General features: G+C 64.4%; 14 protein-coding genes. 3 read left to right on the top strand and 11 right to left on the bottom strand.

Annotation, left to right across the window (positions count from 1 at the left end; genetic code table 11):
* Positions 1 to 71: 71 nt before the first annotated feature.
* Genes AC07SU_RS15470 through tagH form a run of 11 tightly spaced genes read right to left on the bottom strand, consistent with a single transcriptional unit; the run spans position 72 to position 16,054 of the window.
* On the bottom strand, positions 72 to 1,781 hold the full coding sequence (locus AC07SU_RS15470) for a formylglycine-generating enzyme family protein (RefSeq protein WP_176994469.1): 1,710 nt from the start codon (positions 1,779 to 1,781) through the stop codon (positions 72 to 74).
* The gene (locus tag AC07SU_RS15465) at positions 1,774 to 2,958 is read right to left on the bottom strand and encodes an ABC transporter permease family protein (protein WP_494997528.1); all 1,185 of its coding nucleotides are present in this window, start codon (positions 2,956 to 2,958) and stop codon (positions 1,774 to 1,776) included. Before AC07SU_RS15465 ends, AC07SU_RS15470 begins: the two co-directional genes overlap by 8 nt.
* On the bottom strand, positions 2,958 to 3,662 hold the full coding sequence (locus tag AC07SU_RS15460) for an ABC transporter ATP-binding protein (RefSeq protein ID WP_176994471.1): 705 nt from the start codon (positions 3,660 to 3,662) through the stop codon (positions 2,958 to 2,960). Before AC07SU_RS15460 ends, AC07SU_RS15465 begins: the two co-directional genes overlap by 1 nt.
* The gene (locus AC07SU_RS15455; protein ID WP_494997527.1) at positions 3,662 to 6,646 is read right to left on the bottom strand and encodes a serine/threonine-protein kinase; all 2,985 of its coding nucleotides are present in this window, start codon (positions 6,644 to 6,646) and stop codon (positions 3,662 to 3,664) included. The genes AC07SU_RS15460 and AC07SU_RS15455 overlap by 1 nt, the downstream gene beginning before the upstream one ends.
* Complete coding sequence (locus AC07SU_RS15450; protein ID WP_494997526.1) at positions 6,643 to 7,362, bottom strand: PP2C family protein-serine/threonine phosphatase; 720 nt, start codon at positions 7,360 to 7,362, stop codon at positions 6,643 to 6,645. Before AC07SU_RS15450 ends, AC07SU_RS15455 begins: the two co-directional genes overlap by 4 nt.
* On the bottom strand, positions 7,363 to 8,016 hold the full coding sequence (tagF, locus tag AC07SU_RS15445) for a type VI secretion system-associated protein TagF (protein ID WP_176994474.1): 654 nt from the start codon (positions 8,014 to 8,016) through the stop codon (positions 7,363 to 7,365). It lies immediately after the preceding gene.
* On the bottom strand, positions 8,013 to 11,513 hold the full coding sequence (gene tssM / locus AC07SU_RS15440) for a type VI secretion system membrane subunit TssM (RefSeq protein ID WP_494997525.1): 3,501 nt from the start codon (positions 11,511 to 11,513) through the stop codon (positions 8,013 to 8,015). Before tssM ends, tagF begins: the two co-directional genes overlap by 4 nt.
* Positions 11,510 to 12,799 carry a DotU family type VI secretion system protein gene (locus AC07SU_RS15435; RefSeq protein ID WP_494997524.1) on the bottom strand — a complete coding sequence of 430 codons (1,290 nt, stop codon included), beginning with the start codon at positions 12,797 to 12,799 and terminating at the stop codon, positions 11,510 to 11,512. The genes tssM and AC07SU_RS15435 overlap by 4 nt, the downstream gene beginning before the upstream one ends.
* Positions 12,800 to 12,805: 6 nt before the next feature.
* On the bottom strand, positions 12,806 to 14,140 hold the full coding sequence (gene tssK / locus AC07SU_RS15430) for a type VI secretion system baseplate subunit TssK (RefSeq protein WP_176994477.1): 1,335 nt from the start codon (positions 14,138 to 14,140) through the stop codon (positions 12,806 to 12,808).
* An 18-nt stretch (positions 14,141 to 14,158) separates the two neighbouring features.
* Positions 14,159 to 14,668: a type VI secretion system lipoprotein TssJ gene (gene tssJ, locus AC07SU_RS15425; RefSeq protein WP_494997523.1), complete on the bottom strand. Its 510-nt coding sequence runs from the start codon at positions 14,666 to 14,668 to the stop codon at positions 14,159 to 14,161.
* Between the two features lie 51 nt (positions 14,669 to 14,719).
* Positions 14,720 to 16,054 (bottom strand): type VI secretion system-associated FHA domain protein TagH, encoded by a 1,335-nt coding sequence (gene tagH / locus AC07SU_RS15420; RefSeq protein ID WP_494997522.1) that lies wholly within the window; start codon positions 16,052 to 16,054, stop codon positions 14,720 to 14,722.
* A 404-nt stretch (positions 16,055 to 16,458) separates the two neighbouring features.
* Here tagH and tssA point away from each other — a divergent pair, with 404 nt between their 5' ends.
* From tssA to tssC, 3 genes are read left to right on the top strand one after another with little or no spacing between them, the layout of a single operon-like run.
* Positions 16,459 to 17,478, top strand: coding sequence for a type VI secretion system protein TssA (gene tssA, locus AC07SU_RS15415; protein WP_176994480.1), 1,020 nt, complete (start codon positions 16,459 to 16,461; stop codon positions 17,476 to 17,478).
* 54 nt (positions 17,479 to 17,532) lie between these two features.
* Positions 17,533 to 18,039, top strand: a complete 507-nt coding sequence (tssB, locus tag AC07SU_RS15410; RefSeq protein ID WP_010207547.1) for a type VI secretion system contractile sheath small subunit — start codon at positions 17,533 to 17,535, stop codon at positions 18,037 to 18,039.
* Between the two features lie 2 nt (positions 18,040 to 18,041).
* Complete coding sequence (gene tssC / locus AC07SU_RS15405; RefSeq protein WP_176994481.1) at positions 18,042 to 19,538, top strand: type VI secretion system contractile sheath large subunit; 1,497 nt, start codon at positions 18,042 to 18,044, stop codon at positions 19,536 to 19,538.

The following is a 19,538-nucleotide window of genomic DNA, read 5'->3' as shown; positions in this document are numbered from 1 at the left end:
TTTAAGTTTGACTTGCCCAGCACGGCCCACCGCCGCCTGAGTCCCTTCCAAGCTCGCCATACAGCCAGCGATCATCGCTGTCCGCTCGCTGCGAGCAATTCCTTCAAGATCGTTGCCGGGTCGGCCCGCTGTTGCTTGCGGTAATTGCCGACATGGCGAACGAACAGTGTTGCGCGCGTCACCAGGCTCTTGCCGAGCACTGGCTTGCGATCCAACTCTTCCTTGATCCGTTGAAACTGCGCCTGGATCACCGCATCGGTGTAACGCGTGCCGGTGGCCAGGTTGTCGATATAGATCGCCACCGCGCCATCCAGCGCGCTGCGGCCGTTGTCGATGGCCGTGGCAAACAGCTGCGCGCTGGCCTCGTCCTTGTTGTCCAGGGCCTGCTGGCGACTCTTCTGCAGGTTGGCCAGGCGAATGTTGTAGTTGCTGATGGTTTCGGCCACCAACGCGGCCGACTGGATCAGGTTGCCCGCCGCTTCTTCGCGCTGCTGGGCGATCAGCGAGACGTTGCGCTTGAGCTCTTCGTTGACCAGCCCCAGCTCGGCTTGCAGCTTGGGGTCGACGCTGGCAGCGATGATGCTGTCCAGGCGTTTGGTCGGGTCTTGGGCGTCGTCGATCGCGTCGGTCAGCGAGGCCAGGCGGCCCTCTTTCTGCCACTGGGCGAACAGCTCCTTGTAGCGCGAACGCGGCGCCGACAGCGCACCAATCGCCACGCGGAAACCGGTGGTCTCGTTGCTTTGCTCGGTGCCATCGGCGGCGAACAGCGGGTACTCGCGGCGCATGCCGGTGAACAACGTGCCCTCGCCTTCCAGGTAGTTGCCGCCCTTGACCACAAAGCCGCCGTAGGTGCCCTGGCGGCGACCGGCGTGGACCAGTTGAAAGGATTCCTGGACCATTTCTGCGGCGTTGCCGATCACATCAAACATACCGATGGGGTTGGGCAACTTGGTGCCGATGGGCATCAGGCGAGCAGCCTGGCCGGTGCCACCGGCAACCTGGTTGAACACCGCGTAATCGGCCAGCGGGCCGTCGGTTTCACTGCCCTCGGCGCGGCGAGGAAACAGGCGCCCTTCCAGGTCCTGGCGACTCACCGCCTGGCCACCGCGTGCGGCGAACTCCCACTCCACTTCGGTGGGCAGGCGCACAAAGCCCAGGCCGCCGTCTTCGGCCGAAGAACCACGCCCGCTCACGGGCAGCAGGTCGCGGTGGTATTTCATCAGCCAGGCGCTGTACACCGCCGAGAAGCGCTCGGCCTCGAAGCGCGACAGCTTCACCTTGGGCAAGCGCGCCGCCATCCCCGTCGGCGCATCGCACGCCGGGGCCGGCTCGCCGCTGGCCAGGGACTGCGCCTGGGACATCACTTGCGCGTACTGGCGCGTGGTCACTTCGTACTTGCCAATGAAGTAGAGCATCGGCTTGAGCGGGGTCTTCGCGTCGGTCTTGGGCATCAACGGCGCGATGACTTTGTTCCAGTCCTTGGGCAGGTCCTTGAGGGTGAATTGGCCGTTGATGAAGTCGCGGCGGTAGCCGGAAATGAACGACTGCTGATAACCCGCCTCGCCTTCGGCAAAGGGGTAGCCGAGGCTGATCTCGCGGTCATCCAGGGTGCCCTGGGCCAGCACGTAGGCGTAGCGGAACAGCATGTTGCCGTCGCACGGCAGCGGCAGGCTGACGTCGCCTTCCAACGGCTTGGGGTTGTCCAGCTTGTCGCTCGCCTCATCGGCCCAGGCCATCGAGGCCAGGCTCAGCGCCACACAGGCGCCCAGTAACTTATACATCTCTGATTCCTTCAGAAGCCTGGATACGCGCCACTCGCCAACCACCACAGGCCGCCGCCACGGCGCTTACGCCCAGGACAGCAACCAGGGCCAGGCCGTAGTGACGCGCCAGCAGGTGGCTGGCGTATTCGCCCGGCACCTGCACAAAGAGTTGATTCAAACCCGCCTCGGCCACGCCATACAGCGCGGCACTGAGCACGGCGGCGGCACCCGCGCTGTACAGCGCCTGCACCACCACAAACAGCAGCAGCCCACCGGTGGAAAACCCCAACAGGCGCAACACCGACAATTCCCGCCGCTTGCGCGCCACGGCAGCCAACGCCCCGGCGAAGATCGCCGCAAACGCCCCCACCCACGCCACTCCGGCAATCACCCAGAACACGATCGACAGGTTGCGGCTCAACGACTGCACCTGCGCGATGGTCTGCGCCTGGGTCGAGACCAACAGGTTCTGCCCGGCAAAAAACACCCGCAGCGGCTCCACATCGCTGAGGGTACGGGCGTACAAGCGAAACGCCGGATACACCCGCTGCTCATTCGCGCCAGCCGCCTCACCGTCCCAACCCAGCGCCGGCACTGCACGGCCGTCGCGATAATCTTCCGCCACTTCCAGCAAGCCCAGGTCGGCAAACAAACCGTCTCGGGCGAAAGCTTCCAGCGGCAACACTGCCAGCACTTGCAAGCGTGTGCGCCGGGCTTCGACGCGCCCCGCCACTTGCCGGGCAAAGCTTGCGTCCAACCAATCGCCAGGCCGCGCTGCCAGCTTTTCAGCGGCGGTGTGACTCAGCACGATCTGCTCCAGCCCCTTGGGCATCGGCAGGCCGTTCAATAACGGGTCACCCGCGGCCGTCGGCAGCATTTCCAGAGTCAAGGTGCCCACCTGCGCGGTCGCCGCAATCTGTCGCGTACGCGGTACGGCAAACGCCACATCACTACGCTCGCCAAGCTGCTGGATAAATGCGCTGCTGAATCGACCACCGCCCAACGGAATAATTTCACGGGTGGCGGGGTCGGTCTCCAAACGTTCGGTCAAACTGCTAACCAGTCCAAACTTCAGGCCGAATAACACCAGCAGCGGCGCGATCACCGCCACCAGCGCCAGCACTGAACAGGCCGACAACCAGGCGTCATTGCGATAGTCCTGCCAGGCCAGCGACGCCACCAGACCGATACGCATCAGCACGCCTCCCCGAGGGTAGCGGTGACGCCGCCGTCGGTATCACGACGGCAACTGATGCGCCTTACCTGCAAGCCACTGGCACGGGCCAGAGGTTCGTCATGGGTGGCGATCACACAGGCGGCACGGTGCTCGCGGGCCTGGGCCAGCAGCGCCTGCATCACCCGTTCTGCGTTCAGCGGGTCGAGGGAGGCGGTCGGCTCATCGGCCAACACCAATTGCGGTGCATGGGCCAAGGCGCGGGCACAGCTCACACGCTGGCGTTGGCCCACCGACAGGGCGGCGGGTTTCTTGGCCAATTGGTCGCTGATCTCCAACTGCTCGGCCAGCCGCGTCACACTGCCGTCGTCCTTCAAGCCCAGCAGTTGGCGCGACAACGCAATATTGCTGCGCACATCGAGAAAGCCCAGCAAGCCACCGGTTTGCAGCACATACCCGAGGTGCTGGCTGCGCAAGGCGGCCAACGTGGTTTGCTGATCACCGCGCCACAACCCGGCGATGTCGTGCTGATGGAATTCAAACTGCCCGACTTGATCGGGCGCCAGCACCAGCGCCAGCAGGTCCAGCAAGGTGCTCTTGCCGCAACCGCTGGGCCCGACAATCGCCAATTGCTCGCCCGCACGCAGCGCAAGCGCCGGGATCACCAGGCTATAGCGCTGGCTACCGACGCCCCGGCTCTTGTGCACCGCGCTCAGACTCAACATCACGGCAACGTCGACAACGGCACGCGGTACAACGCATCGCCCGGCTCGGCATCGCCGAAACGGACCCAGTTGGCCACGTCATTGTGGAAGGTTTCGTAGAGGCGGATTTTCGAATCCAGCTCGTCGATAAAGTCTTCCTGCTCGGCCACGCTCAACGACAACCACAGGTCCTGGGTCATGTTCAGCGACTTGCTGCGGTACGGCAGGCCTTCCAGGTATTCGCCGAGGATGCCGCCGTCGGCCAGGTTGCCGCCCTTGCGCAGGGCCTGTGGGTCGCGGCTCATGTAGGCCGAGGCGCTGGCGATTTCCTGGAAGAAATCCTTGGGGGAAGTCTGAGTCTTGCGCGCGGCATCGACGATCAGTTTCAGCGACTGCTGCAAGTCGTTGAGCTGCAACTTGGTGAGCATCACGCACACCTGGAACGCCGGCAGCGCCGGGTTGGTGAGGTCACGGTCGGCGGTCCAGGCGCTGACCAGCTGCGGCGCCTGGCTCGCAGTCTTGCGACCGAGGAAGTCCATGTGCATCGCATAACCCACCGCCGCCGACTTGTCCGCCAGGCTCGGCGCACTGCTCAGCAACGGCACCGGTTGCGGCGTGTTGCTGCGCACCTGGTGCACGAGGTTGGCGAACACGCTGCCGATCTCGTCCACGCGCTCACCCAGCTTGTGTACATCGCCACCCGGCACCGGCGTGTACAGGTCGCCGATCTGCGGGTTGGCGTCGGCCGTAAGGATGCGGTACTGGCTCTCGGCGCCGGCGTGGGTTTTCTTGCCGGCATCGGTGCGCAAGTGCAGGGCGTAGATCTTGATCTGCTTGCCCAGTGCCGCCTGGCGCACCTCGGCTTCGTTCATCTGGGTGGCGGCAAACAGGTCGTTCTTGCGCAACGCACCCGCATCAGTGACCAAAAGGATGATGCGCCCGCCGTAGCCGGACCAGTCCATGCCATCCACTGCCTGCATCACACCGGCGAAGGCATCTTCGTTGAAGGAATGGCTGGACACGGTCGACGCCTTGACCTGACGCGCCATGTCGAGGAAGCGTTGCGGGTCGCGGCCCTGATCGAGGGTGATCAAGGTCTTGGCCACATACTCAAGGCCCGGGGTTTTCTTCGTGCTGTTACGGAACCCCACCAAGCCAAAACTCACGCTGTCCAGCTCGCCGCGCTCGGCGATGCGGGTTTGCAGCTCGTGCACCACGTCGCGCACCTGGTCAATGTACGGCTGCATCGACACGGTGGTGTCCACCACCAGCACCACGGCAGTCCGGAAGGCGTCGGCGTTGGCGCTGATCACCGGCGTGGCGGGCTTGGCCGCTGCGCTGCCGGGGTCGATGGACGCCACATTGAGCAGCTGCACCGGCTGGCCGTTTTCGTCGAAGCTCTCTTTGGAATCGAAGATCGGCAACAGGTAGAACTGGTTCTGCGGCACCGCGCTGGCCGTGGGTTCCAGGGCCAGCACCTGGCCGTTGTCGTCACTGTTTTTCTGCGCCTTGGCCAATACGCCTTTGGCGGCTGCCGGGTCAGCCAGCAGCTTTTCCACCTCTGCGGATTGGCGCAGGAACATCACCGGCGCTCGGCCTGAGCGCTCGGTGAACTTGAGCACCAGGCTCTGCTTCCAGTCGCTGACTTGGGACGCGGGCAACCAACCGTCGCTGCGCCCATCGGTGGCGGCACCGACGCGTACCCATGGGCTGCCGTCGACGTCTTTGCGTTGATACACATACAGCACGGAAAACGCCGGCAACGCCTTGCCCGGCGCACTGCCCGCCTCGGCCGAAAGTTTGGCCCCCGGCTTGCTCAGGACCCGCTGGAACAAGGTCTTCTTGCCCGCCATCAGCAACGGACGCTGGCCGCCATCCACCTCAGCCACCGATGCAACTGGCGTAGGCGGTGGTGTGACCGTCGGCACCACGGCAGCCGGTGGCTTGGCGGCAGGGGTATCGCTGCCACTCAACCACCAATAACTGGCCCCACCAATGGCCAAGGCAACCGCCACCGCAACGGCCGCCAGTGCCAACACCGGACCACGCCGCTGTTCGCTGTGCTGGGTGGGGGGTACCACTGGCTGGCGCACCGGCTGGGGTTTATCAGTGGGGATCTCGATGGACTCTGGCGTGATGCCGGCCAGGTCGAAACTGACTGGGGTCGGAACGGGAATCGGCAACGGCCGCACCAGTGTTGCTTCCGGCGAATCCACCGGCAGTTGATCCAACGCACGCAGCAAGGCCGCCGCATCCGGAAAGCGTTCTGCCGGGTCCTTGGCCAACAGCTTGCGCAGCACGTCCTGATAACGGCCGTGGTGCACCGGCAATTCCGGCAGGGGTTCGGTCAGGTGCGCCAGCGCGGTGGAAAGCGCATCGGTGCCGGTGTACGGCAGCTTGCCCACCAGGATTTCGTAGAGCACCACGCCCAACGCGTACAGGTCGGCGCGGCCATCGATCTCCTGGCCCCGCGCCTGTTCCGGGCTCATGTAGCTCGGCGTGCCCACCGCAAACCCGGCCTGGGTGAACTGGGTGCGGTCGTCCAGGGACTTGGCGATGCCAAAGTCCGACAACACCGCCGTGCCATCGGCGCGGAACAGGATGTTCGCCGGCTTCACGTCGCGATGCACCAAGCCTTGGGCGTGGGCATAACCCAGTGCCGAGGCGATCTGGCGGATCAGCGTCACGCCCTGCTCCGGGGTCATGCCGGCGGCAATGCGCTCCTTGAGCGTTCCGTTGGGCAGGTACTCCATGGCCATGTAATACAGCTCACCGACATTGCCGATGTCATGGATGGTCACGGTGTGCGGGTGGGACAGACGCGCCAGGGTCTTGCCCTCGCGCAAAAAGCGTTCGCAGAAGGTCGGATCCGCCGCCAGGGCCGCCGCCATCACTTTCAGCGCCACCTTGCGCTCCAGCGAGCGCTGGGTCGCCAGATACACGCTGGCCATGGCGCCTTCGCCGATCTCGCCGTCGATGTCATAACCCGGGATCACGATGTTCATGGCGAGACCTTCACGACAATGGCGGTGATGTTGTCCGGTGCGCCCCGGTTAAGCCCCAGGTGCACCAGGCTGCGCACGATTTCGTCGGGGGCGTCGTGGCTCAGCACTTCGCGGATTTCATGGTCTTCGACGGTCTTGTTCAGGCCATCGCTGCACAACAGGTAGCTGTCGCCGGGGGCGATCAACAAGTCGGTCACGGCCAGGTCCAGCTGTGCCTCCACCCCGATGGCGCGGGTGACGATGTTGGCGCGCGGGTGTACGCGGGCGTCGGCTTCGCTGAGCAGGCCGCTGTCTTGCAGGTCCTGCACGTAGCTGTGATCGCGGGAGATGCCTTCCAGCACACCGTCGCGCAGGCGGTACAAGCGGCTGTCGCCGGCCCACAGGCACACGCCTCGCAGGCCACGCGCCGCCAGCACCACGACGGTGCTGCCCATCAGGCTCACGCCACGGTTGGCGGTTTCTTCGCGCACGGCGGCGTTGATGCGGACCAGGTCGTTGCGCAGGGCGGCCGAGTACTCGTCCAGGGAACGCCCCACCGGCACGCCGCGCAGGCTGTCGACGATCAGGCTGCTGACATAGTCGCCTGCCGCATGCCCGCCCATGCCGTCGGCCACCACCCACAGGCAGTTCTCCGGCAGGTCCAGGCACGCGTCTTCGTTGACCTGGCGGACCATGCCCACATGGCTTTTGCTCGCGGATTTGAACGTCGACCCCATCTACACCACACCTTCTTGTCCGAGCAAAAACTGCGCAAAATCGCCGGCGGCAGGCAGGCCCTGACACCGTAATAAACCAGGGGAAATCTGTTGCGAACCGCGGCCCCACCACAGGCTCGCCCCTTCGCAGGCCTGTTCGGCCAGCGCGGCCAGGCGCCCGTGGGGCACGGTGGCGGCCACCCGTTGCAGGCCGGCGAAACGGCTGTCCACCGCGCGGGGTTCACTGCCCGGCAGGCCCAGGTTGTCGACGCCCTCGTTGAAACTTTCGAAGGTCGCGCCCGCGTCCAGCGTGCTCAGCAGCAGTTCTTCAGCTTGCTCGAACCAGGTGTCCGGCCCGCCGACCAGGGATGCAGGGTTGGTGTCGTGATCGAGCAACATGACCACCGCCAGCGGAAAATAACGCCCGACCCGGTCAATACTCGGCATCACCACACCCGCTGCGGCGTCCGGCCCGCACACGCCCGGCGCCAGCACAAAACGCCACAGCGGGCTGACCAGGTAGGTGTTGAGCCAGTCACCGCCGAGGCTGTTCTGGCTGGCGAGCAAACCTGCGGCCAGCCAGCTGTCCCACGGGCCGATAAAGCTCTGGGGCAAGGCGCGGCTGACAAAGTCACCGCGGCTGGCCAACTTGCCGTAGAAACCCAACGTCGTCATAGCCGCTCCGGCAGGCTGAAACCGCTGAGCACCCGGCTCTTGAACGGGTTGAACGCGCTGTTGGCGCGCAACTCGTAGGCGATGCTCGCACCGTCAACCCGTAGGCGCAGGTTGAAGCGGTCCGGCGAGTTGCCCGCCGTGAGGTCCGATTGCTCCAGCAGGCGGAACCAAGCCCACGGCCCGTCCAGGGTCACACCGGAACGGCCACTGGCCGACGGCGGCATGATGGAAATCCGCACCACACCAATGCTGCCGGGGTTCGGCCATTGCATGGCCACCGGGCGGCTGGGGCCGTGGTCGTAGCTCAGTTGCTGACCATCCAGATCCAGCAGGAACTGGGTGATGGTCGGGTCCATCGACACCGGCTTGAGTTCAAAACGCACAATGGGCTGGGTGCCCCCGGCGCGGAAGAACGCATCCCGGATCGCCGCCGCACGCTGGAAGGTTTGCAGCACACCCGGCGCAATCCCGAGCTTCTGCGCCGCGCCCGGCTGCCAGCGCCAGGTCTGGGCGGAGGTGTCCACGTAAGGCTGCAGGTATTTGCGGAAGTAGTTGTCCATCACCCCGCCCACGCCGAAGAACTGGCCGAAGTCATCCAGGGTGGCATCCCGCGCACTGCCCGGCGCCATCGGGTAACGCCCGGCCAGGGACTGGCGATACACGTTGACCACTTCGCTGACCCACGCCGCGTTCAGCTGGTTACGCACCCCGCCCATCATGGTGTTGGTGGTGGAGTTGACCACCGACTTGACCATGCCTTGCACCAGCGGTGGCTGACGCTCGGCATTCAGGCTGACCCGCGTGGCCGCAGCCGCCGCCTGGTTCTTCGCCTCGCCGAGCAAGGCGTCGCCACTGGCACCGACCATGGCACTGACCTGCACGTACAGCGCATTCATGTCGGACAGCAAGCCATCAATGGCCGCCGGCTCACCTTCGTTTTTGCTGACGATGCTGTTGAGCTCGGCAAAGTGCACGGTCACCGGATCATCCGCAGCAGCGGGCGCGCTGGCCGCCGGTTGCTCCTGGCCGAGCAGGCTGCCCAGGCGCTCTTTGAGCTTGTCCACGCCGCCTTCTACCGGCACACCTTTGGCGGCCAGTTGGCGTTCTTCGGCTTGCAGGTCGGTTTCCTTGGCCACCGCCACCAGCAGTTTTTTCAGCGGCGAGGTCGGGCCGGAGATCACCCGCAGCACGTCGGCCGCCTGGGCCACGCTGGTGATCGGCACAAAGTCGATGTCTGCCAGCAGCGCGTCCCACTGACGCTGATAGTCCTGGAAGTACAAACGGCGCACATCACCGGCCAGGCTCACCACGTTTTGCTGATCCGCCTGTTCGCGGCCCAGCACCCATTGCTCTTCGGCCAGGGTGCCGGTCTGGTTCAGGCTGCTGAGCAAGAACGCCTGGCGGTAGCCCTTGGCGGTGAAGAAACCACTCAACGGCTCGCCCAACGGCTTGCCGCTTTTGCGGCTGAACACCAGCGCCGCATCACGGCCTGCGGCTTCGTTGAGGCGAAAGTCCGGGATGCCTTCGGGCAGTTTCTGCCGCTTGACCCGGTCATACACACGCTGCGCCACCGGCAGTTGTTGCAGTTGCCGGCGCAGGTCATCGATCAAGCGTGGGTCCAGGCGCGCACTCGGCGGGTGGCGTTCGAACAGCGCCTGCAAGTGCCCGCTCAGGGCCTGGCGCTGATCGGCCGGCAGGTCGCGCGGCAGGTTGCGGTCCCAGTCGAGGGCGATCCAGGCCTTGATGAAGTCCGGGTCGTAATGCTCGCTGTCGGCCAGCATCAGGTAGGCCTTGAGGCCTTCGTAGAGGAAGTCGGAATTGCCACCGCCGTGCAGTTGCTCTTCGATGCGCGTCACCAGGCGTGGTGCAAACACCGCGATCAACAGCTTGCGGTAGACACTGGCCGACTCGGCTTCGAGCATGTCGCCCTGGTAAAGCCCCAGCCCTTCGGACCAGCTCGGCGAGTCACCCGCCAGGTGCTTCACCGCGTTGAGCAATGGCAGCACGGCGAGGACTTCGCGCTGCGCCGGGCTCAGGCTTTGAACCGCCTGCCCCAGCGGCGCAACCTTCTGGTCGACCTGGGCGATGTAGGCCTGGTTGGCGCGGTAACTCACCCACCACAGGCCACTGACCACCACGACCACCGCCACGGTGGCCGCCAGCACGCCACGCGCAATCCACTTGCGTCGACGTTCGACCTTGGGGTTCACGCCCACCAACCCGCGTTCGGCAAACGCCACGGCGGTGAAGAGTTTTTCGATGAAGTAACTGCGCCCGGTGCCGCTCTGGCGCGCCAGTTGTTGGCGGTCCAGGTTCATGCTCTGGGCCATGGCGCCGATCAGGCGATCAATCGGGCTGCCCTCCTGGGTGCCGCTGGTGAAATACACACCGCGCAGCAACACGCGCTCTTCAAAGGCATTGGGTTTGAACACGCCTTCGAGGAAGCTTTGCAGGCAATCTTTCAACGCGCCGAACTGCTGCGGGAAACCGTAGATCAGGTCGCGGCGCGCCGGGTCGCGCTCCTGTTGCAGGCGTTCCACCAGGCGTTCGTTGAGGCGCTGTTCCAGCCCGGCGAATTCGCTTTGCAGATGCGCCAGCGGGCTGTCGCTGTTTTTGCCGTCGTCCAGGGCAAAGGTCATGCCCCACACCTGGGCGCGGTCTTCCTTGCTCAGGTTGTCGAAGAACTCCATGAAGCCTGGTACCAAATCGAGCTTGGTCAGCATCAGGTAGATGGGGAAGCGCACGCCCAATTGGGTGTACAGCTCCTGGATACGCAAGCGGATAGCGGCCGCGTGGGCGGCACGTTCCGCGTCGGTGCCCAGCAACAAATCCGACAGGCTGATGGCGATGAACGCACCATCGATGGGGCGGCGCGAGCGCTGCTTTTTCAGCAGGTCGAGAAAGCCCAACCACGCGGCCTTGTCCACCGTGGAGTTGCTGTCCTGGGTGGTGTAGCGGCCTGCTGTGTCGAGCAACACCGCCTGGTCGGTGAACCACCAATCGCAGTTGCGCGTACCGCCAACGCCGCGCACGGCACCGGCGCCCAACTGGGCCGCCAATGGGAAATGCAGGCCGGAGTTGACCAGCGCGGTGGTCTTGCCCGAGCCCGGTGGGCCGATGATCACGTACCACGGCAGTTCGTAGAGGTTGCGGCGCTCATCGCCACCCAGTTTGGCTTTTTTCAGCAGCGCCAGGGCCTCGTCCATGCGCTGGCGCAGGGTGGTGAGTTCTTCGGCGGTGGCCACGCTGTTAGGGTCGGCCGGGGTTTCGGCAGCCAGGCTGCGCATCACTTCGGCGGCCTGGCGACGGGCCTGGATGATGCGGAATACGCGGTAGGCAATCCACACCGCGAACACCAGGATGATCAGCGCCCAGCGGCGGCCTTCCGGCACCAAGGCATCGAGCAACGGCCCGACAAACCAGATGATCAGGCTCAAGGCGATCAAGCCCAGCACCGGGATCACCCAGCGAATCATGAAACTGAAAAACGCCTTCACTCGACGCCCTCCGCCAATACAGTGATTTCAACCCGACGATTGCGGGCGCGGCCTTCGGCTGTGCTGTTGGTGGCCACAGGCTCCGTGTCGCTGCGGCCTTCGGCGCTGAAGCGCTCGGCCTGGCCAGTCTTGGCCGCCAGGATCTCCAGCACCGACTTGGCCCGCGCTTCCGACAGCGCCCAGTTGGACGGGAAGCGCAGCGTGGCAATCGGGCGGTTGTCACTGTGGCCAGTAACCCGCACCTGGCCCTTCACTTTGCGAATGGCGTCGGCGATGCGCAGCATCAGCGGCTGGTAGTCATCGACAATGCTGGAACTGGCGGACGCAAACAGCTCGTCACCCCGGATGGTCACCATCGAACGGTCCACGGCATCTTCCACGGCCACGCGGCCGGCCTTGATGTCTTCCACCAGGAAGCCCGCCAGGCGGGGTCGCTCGATCACCTTGGGCTGCGCCACCGGGCGGTCTATGGCTTGCACCGGGATCTCGCCCAGGGCATGGATATTCTTGAACACCGGCTCCGCGTCGGACGCCAGCTTGAGGCGCAAGCCGAACAGCAACGCCAGCAACAGCGCAACGCCGATGGCCACCGCGATCCACGGCGGCATGAATTGCGCCAAGCGATCGCGGGCCACGGTCACACCGCGCCAGTGCGGCGACAGTTCGCGCTCGTGTTCGCCACGGGCGCTGCGAATCGCAGCGGCGGTACGTTCGCGCAACGCTTCCAGCTGGCTGCGGCCGTCGTTCATCACGCGGTAGCGGCCTTCGAAACCCAGGCACATGCACAGGTACAACAGCTCCAGCAGGTACAGGCGTTCCCGTGGGCTTTGCAGGCAGTGGTCGAGCAACTGGAAGACCTTTTCGCCGCCCCAGGCCTCGTTGTGCACGGTGATCAACAGGCTCTGCTTGCCCCACTCGCTGGTGCTGCCCCACGGCGTGCTCAACACCGCTTCATCCAGCGCGGTGCACAACGCGTAGCGCGCCAGCAGCACTTCATTGCGCGCAATGCCGGCGGCTTCGGCGCGCTCTTCGAACTGGCGCAGGTATGCCAGCAACTGCGCACGCAAGCTGGCGGGCGCCGGGTGGGCGATGGTGTTGCGCAGACGCGTCAGCAGCGCCAGCAACGGGCCAGCCGCGCTTTCCAACGGGTTGAGGCCCTGGCTCTTGCCGGTGAGCATCGGCGCGGCCGGCATCGACAAAGGCGCGGGTTCGGCACGCGCAGGTTCTGGCGCACGGCCACCCGGGCGCGGCATGAACTGGGTGCGGTCGTCATCATTGGGATGCATCGCGGATTATCCTCGGATCGCCCAGAAGGCCAGGTTCAAGCCCGGGAACTGCCCGGCGATGTGGAAGGCAAACCCACCGGAATTGCTCAACTGCTGCCAGTGCTCGCTGCCCCGGTCCAGTTCGTAATAGGTGGAGCCTGCGTGGTAGGGGATCTGCCGTGGCGCCACCGGCAACGGCAGCAGGCCGATGCCCGGCAGTTGCAGGTTGACCATGTCGCGGATGTGCTCCACCGAGCCGACCTTGCTCTGCTGGCCGAAGCGCGCACGCAGGGTCTCGCCGGGCACATCGGCGCGCACCACGAGGATGAAGCTGGCAGTGTCGATCAGGGTCTTGTCGGCCAGCATCGCCACGTGGATGCCGTAGGCTTTCTCGACAATCGGGATCGGCGTGGCCTTGCTGTCGATCAGCATCGACAGGGCCTCGCGCAGCGCCGCCATCACCGGAGCAAAGCTCAGGGCCAAGTCGTCGTGCTGGTAGTGCGGATATTCCTGGGGGCGCCGGCCGGTGGTGGAGAAGGTGGAGAATTCGCCGGCCAGGCTCACCAGCTCACTGAAAAAACGCTCCGGGTGCAGCGGGCTCAACTGGCTGAAATGCTGGATCAGCGGCTGGGCGCGGTTGACCAGTTGCAGCAGCATGAAGTCGGCAATCTCCGACGCGCCCCCGGCGCCCGAGGCGACCACGCGGCCAGCCAGGGCTTCGCCACGCTGGTGCAGCAGGCCCAGCAGTTCACTGCGAAACGCCGTGAGCGGTTTGCTCGCGGCCACGTCGAGCACGGGTGGGATGTAGGTGTCGTCGAGCACCAGCGCGCGGTCGGCACGTTTTTCCTTGATGCGCACCAGGCCCACGGCGGCGTAATCGCTGATGCCATCTTGGGCGGTCAGCAAGCGCAGGGCCCGGGAGCCCACGGCCACCGGTGCGCGGTTTTCGAACGGCGCGTTGTCATCACGCACTTCGCGCACCTGGCTCACATAGCGCGCGGCGCCAAGGGCTTCGCCTTCGTCGACGGTGTCGCGCGCGCCCGCGCGCTTGAGCGGCAAGGCCAGGTACACCAGGCCGTCGCGCAGGTTGTCGTCGATATTCAGCGGGCTCGGCGCCAGGTCGTCCTGGGGGATATTGAATGGCGTGCCGTCGGGCAACAGGCCGCGTGCAGACACGATGGCCAGCTTGCCCTGAGCCAACAGGCCCTGGTCGATCAGCAATTCAGAAAAACCCCAGCTGCCTGCAGACAATGGACGGCTGCGGGCATCAATGAGGTTTTCCAGGTAACGGTCATGCTGCTGGAAGTGCTGCGTTCCGATGAACATGCCTTCCGACCAGACCACGCGATTGTTCCAGGACATGGGGGCTCCGATTGCTTCTTATCTGGCAGGGCTGGATGGGGGAACCACGACGTCGGCGCGCACGGCACGCACATCGAGGCTGATCTGGTATTCGGTGTATTGGCGCGCCGGCACGTTGATCACCGTGCGCCATTGCGCGCGGTCGAGCTCGCGGTAACCCACCAGCAAGCCGATCTGGCGGGTGGACGGGTCAAGGTCGCGCTGAATGCTCAATTGCTGGCCGGGATGCACCATCACTTCGTCCTGGTCGAGCAGGTCCAGGCCGAGGGTGGATTGCGCACGGTCAGCCAAGGCGAAGTAATCGGAACGACCGAAGGTGGCGGCGTTTTTCAGCTCGAAGATGCGCACCCGCACCGGTGCTGCCTGGCCGTTGGCACCGGGGTTGAGCCCGGCAATCGCGTGGAAGTGCAATTCGACGGCGGCGGTGTCGGCTTCAGCCTCGGCCGGTGCGTCGGGTTTGGCGGCGTCCGTGGCACACGCCGTCAGCAGAAGCGCCGTGGCGGCTGCGAGTAAAAACCTGGGAATCATCCTGCGTCCTCAATGACGTACTTAGCTATCCGTTAATCCATGTACTGCGTGTCAGCGTCGCTGTCGGGCGCTGTGCTCTTCGTAGGCTCGGCTGAATTCGCGGCCGAACAGGTCCTGGAAGTCTTCCTGGGCCTCGCGGGAAATATTGCTGTAGAGCTCGGTGAACTGTTGCCAGTACTGGGCCTGGCGCGAACCGTTGAACAGGCTGGAGAGCCCGCCCGGCTTGCCCATGCGTTCTTCCAGCTGGGCCGGTTCAAAGCGCTTGAGCAGGTGCTTGATGGCGGCTTCCACCCCGGCCATCACTGCCAGCTGGTGGGCGCGCAAGTCGTCGAAACTGTCGCGCACCGCCGCGTCCGGCGCCATAAACGCCTGGTTGCCGTGGCGAAGCAGCAGCAGTAACGCTTCATCGGCATTCGGGGCGAATTTCAACGGGTTGTTTTCGGCGGGCTGGATCATCGTCTGCTGCATGCGGAACTCGCCCTTGAGGCTGGCCCGGGCACGCAACACATCGATCAGGCCTTCGACCATCAGGCGGTAGCTGCGGCCGATGTTTTCCATCTGGGCGCAGGCGTCGGTCTTGTCCAGGCGCAGTTGGTCCAGGCCGGCACCGCGCAGGAAGGCTTGCAGCAGGTCGGGTTGCGCGGTATCGGCAAGCACCGGCGGCGCGATGACGGGCGCAGGGAGCGGCTCAGGTGTGCCGACTGGTACGGGCGTGGCCACCACAGGCGCGGGCGCGGGCGTGTCGCCGAACAGGTCCCAGTCCTCGGGGATCACCGAGCCGGACACCACGGGTTTTTCGACCACGGGGACCGCCACGGGCGTCGGCGGACGGAAATCGTGCTGCTCGGAAGGCACATGGTCCGCCACGGTCGGCGGCGGCACGGCGGTGGGGCTGAGAAAGTCGAACAGGTCGGGCAAGGTGTCCATCGAGGACGCGCCCTGGAATTGCGGGGCGATCACCGGCACGGGGGTCGGCGTGGGCGTGCTCACCACGGCACCCATCAGCGCTTCGAAGCTGTTGGGTGAATCTCCGACAAACGGCTGGCTGTCGACGGCCTGCACGTTGAAGTCGATGCGGGCCTGGATCTCGTAATCGCCGATGCGGATCAGCTCGCCGTCCTGCAGGGGCTCGCTGTTGCCCCGGCGCAAACGAATACCGGCGTTAACCAACTCCACGCCGTTGGTGCTGTTATCGGTTAAATAATAACGGCCATCTTTGTATTGAATAACACAGTGTTGCGAAGAAACCAGACGCTCAGGATCAGGCAATACCCAGTCATTATCCGAGCTGCGGCCAATAGCCATCGAGCCCTGGTTCAAGGACTTTTCCGGACACTGCCCAGGGGTAATCTTGTGATAACTAGTGATAGTCAAACACAGCGACATCTTGCCTCCTTGCTGATACTTCGCGCGCGGTCAACTCCCGGGACAGCGTTTCCCGGGAGGTCCCCACCAGGTCGTGCAATCGACCTTCAAAACCTGCTTTTGTCAGCATGATCGCTGATCTTAACTGGCCTCTATGACAAAAATCCTGTCCTGGTGCGCCGCTAGACCCACCAGTCGCGCAGGTTGTTAAGCACCGCACATCTGTCACAGAGGGCGAATAGCTTACCTTGACAAGGCATAAGTACTACACCAAAAATGCACAACTTCTTGAATACCAGTGATGGCACTTTGAAATCAACTTGAGTTCAAAGTTCCAATATGACCAAGAAAACATGCCTAGTTCCTCGCGCAACTAATGCATGCATTGCCCGCCATCTAACGGGCTGATAGGGAGATCAATTTCAGTGGATGTGCCGTTGCTGCTCACCGCCGTTTCCGCGACTTCGCCCTGTGGCGAAGACATGGAATATGACGCGGATTTCCTCCACCTGGAGCGTGCCGCCAAGGGGCAACCCGAGCGCAGCATGGGCGACTCGATCCTGCCCGCCGAACCTCCGGAATGGCGCAGCATCCAGCAGCAAAGCCTCGACTTGCTGGCGCGCAGCAAAGACCTGCGCATCACCCACTTTCTGGTGCAAAGCTCGCTCGCCCTGCAAGGCGTTGCCGGGTTTGCCGAAGCCCTTTCGCTGATCAACGCGCTGTTGCGCGACTACTGGGCCGAGCTGCACCCGCGCCTGGACGCCGACGACGATAACGACCCCACCGTGCGCATCAACGCTCTCACCGGCCTGACCTGCGATACGAACATTCGCCTGCTGCGCGAAAGCATCCTCACGCGCTCGCGCACCTTCGGCCCCGTGAGCCTGCGCGCCGCGCTCAACGCCAGCGGCCTGCAGAGCTTTGCCGATGAGCAACTGGGTGCCCAGCAACTCAACGCCGCCTTCCTCGACAGTGACCCCGAGCAACTGCAAGCCACGCGCGATGCCTTGAGCGCAGCGCGTGCGGCCTGCGAAGCCATCGAGCAACAGGTCAACGATCAAGTCGGTTCCGCCCAGGGCGTGGACCTCAGTGCCCTGAAGCAGCCGCTCAAGCAAGCGCTGCAGATACTCAACCAAGCGGTGCCCGGCACCGACAGCAGCAGCGAACCCGAGGCCGTCAGTGACGACAATGCCCCCTCGGCCGACTTCGCTGCCGCGCCCGCAGTACAGCGTCCGGTCGGCGATATCGCCAGCCGCGACGACGTGCTGCGCAGCCTCGACAAGATCCTTGCGTACTACACCCGTCACGAGCCTTCGAGCCCGCTGCCGGTGCTGTTGAACCGGGCGAAGAATCTGGTGCACGCCGACTTCGCGGCCATCGTGCGCAACCTGATTCCCGACGGCATGTCCCAATTTGAAAACCTGCGCGGTCCGGACGGCGAGTAAGCCGCCCGACTGTGCAGTAACAACACCGTCGCTCAAGCGACCAGGAGCAGCAACGTGGCGAAGCAAAGTTCTCAGAAATTCATCGCGCGCAACCGTGCGCCTCGAGTGCAGATCGAGTACGACGTCGAGCTCTACGGCGCCGAGAAAAAGGTCCAACTGCCCTTCGTGATGGGCGTGATGGCCGACCTCGCCGGCAAGCCTGCCGAACCGCTCGCGCCCGTGGCCGACCGCAAGTTCCTTGAAGTGGACGTCGACAATTTCGACTCGCGCCTCAAGGCCATGCAGCCGCGCGTGGCGTTCCACGTACCGAACGAGCTGACCGGTGAAGGCAACCTGAGCCTGGACATCACCTTCGAAAGCATGGACGACTTCAGCCCGGCCGCCGTGGCCCGCAAGGTCGACTCGCTGAACCAACTGCTCGAAGCCCGCACCCAGCTGGCCAACCTGCTGACCTACATGGACGGCAAGACCGGCGCTGAAGAAATCATCATGAAGGCGATCAAGGACCCGGCACTGCTGCAAGCACTTGCCAGTGCGCCCAAGCCTGCAGGGGACCAGTAATCATGACTGACAATACCGCCCGCGAAGGCGCCCCGATTCTGGGCGCCACCGAAGAAGCCAGCGAGTTCGCGAACCTGCTGCTGCAAGAGTTCAAGCCCAAGACCGAGCGCGCCCGCGAAGCCGTGGAAACCGCCGTGCGCACCCTGGCAGAACAGGCTCTGGCGCAAACCGACCTGGTGTCCAACGACGCGATCAAGTCGATCGAATCGATCATCGCCGCCATCGACGCCAAGCTGACGGCCCAGGTCAACCAGATCATCCACCACCAGGATTTCCAGCAGCTGGAAAGCGCCTGGCGTGGCCTGCACTACCTGGTCAACAACACCGAGAGCGATGAGCAGCTCAAGATCCGCGTGCTCAACATCTCCAAGCCGGACCTGCACAAGACCCTGAAGAAATTCAAGGGCACCGCGTGGGACCAGAGCCCGATCTTCAAGAAGATGTACGAAGAAGAATACGGCCAGTTCGGCGGCGAACCTTACGGCTGCCTGGTGGGCGACTACTACTTCGACCAATCGCCTCCCGACGTGGAGCTGTTGGGCGAGCTGTCGAAAGTCTGCGCCGCCATGCACTCCCCGTTCATCGCCGCCGCTTCGCCGACCGTGATGGGCATGGGTTCGTGGCAGGAACTGTCGAACCCGCGCGACCTGACCAAGATCTTCACCACCCCGGAATACGCCGGCTGGCGCTCTCTGCGTGAGTCGGAAGACTCGCGCTACATCGGCCTGACCATGCCGCGCTTCCTGGCGCGCCTGCCGTACGGCGCCAAGACCGACCCGGTGGAAGCCTTCGCCTTCGAAGAAAACACCGACGGCGCCGACAGCTCCAAGTACACCTGGGCCAACGCCGCCTACGCGATGGCAGTGAACATCAACCGTTCGTTCAAGCATTACGGCTGGTGCTCGCGCATCCGTGGCGTGGAATCTGGCGGTGAAGTGGAAAACTTGCCGGCCCACACGTTCCCGACCGATGACGGTGGCGTGGACATGAAGTGCCCGACCGAAATCGCCATCAGCGACCGCCGTGAAGCGGAGCTGGCGAAGAACGGTTTCATGCCGCTGCTGCACAAGAAAAACACCGACTTCGCCGCGTTCATCGGCGCCCAGTCGTTGCAGAAACCGGCCGAATACGACGACCCGGACGCCACCGCCAACGCCAACCTGGCCGCGCGCCTGCCGTACCTGTTCGCCACCTGCCGTTTCGCCCACTACTTGAAGTGCATCGTGCGCGACAAGATCGGTTCCTTCAAAGAGAAGGACGAGATGCAGCGCTGGTTGCAGGACTGGATCCTCAACTACGTGGACGGTGACCCTGCGCACTCCACCGAAACCACCAAGGCCCAGCACCCGTTGGCGGCGGCGGAAGTGATCGTGGAAGAAGTCGAAGGCAACCCGGGTTACTACAACTCCAAGTTCTACCTGCGCCCGCACTACCAGCTTGAAGGGCTGACAGTGTCGCTGCGTCTGGTATCGAAGCTGCCTTCGGCCAAGAGCGCGTAA

It is taken from the genome of Pseudomonas sp. GW821-FHT05H12 (genome assembly GCF_059419385.1).
The sequence above is the reverse complement of the archived record's forward strand: the minus strand, read 5'-3'. Positions and strand labels throughout refer to the sequence as shown.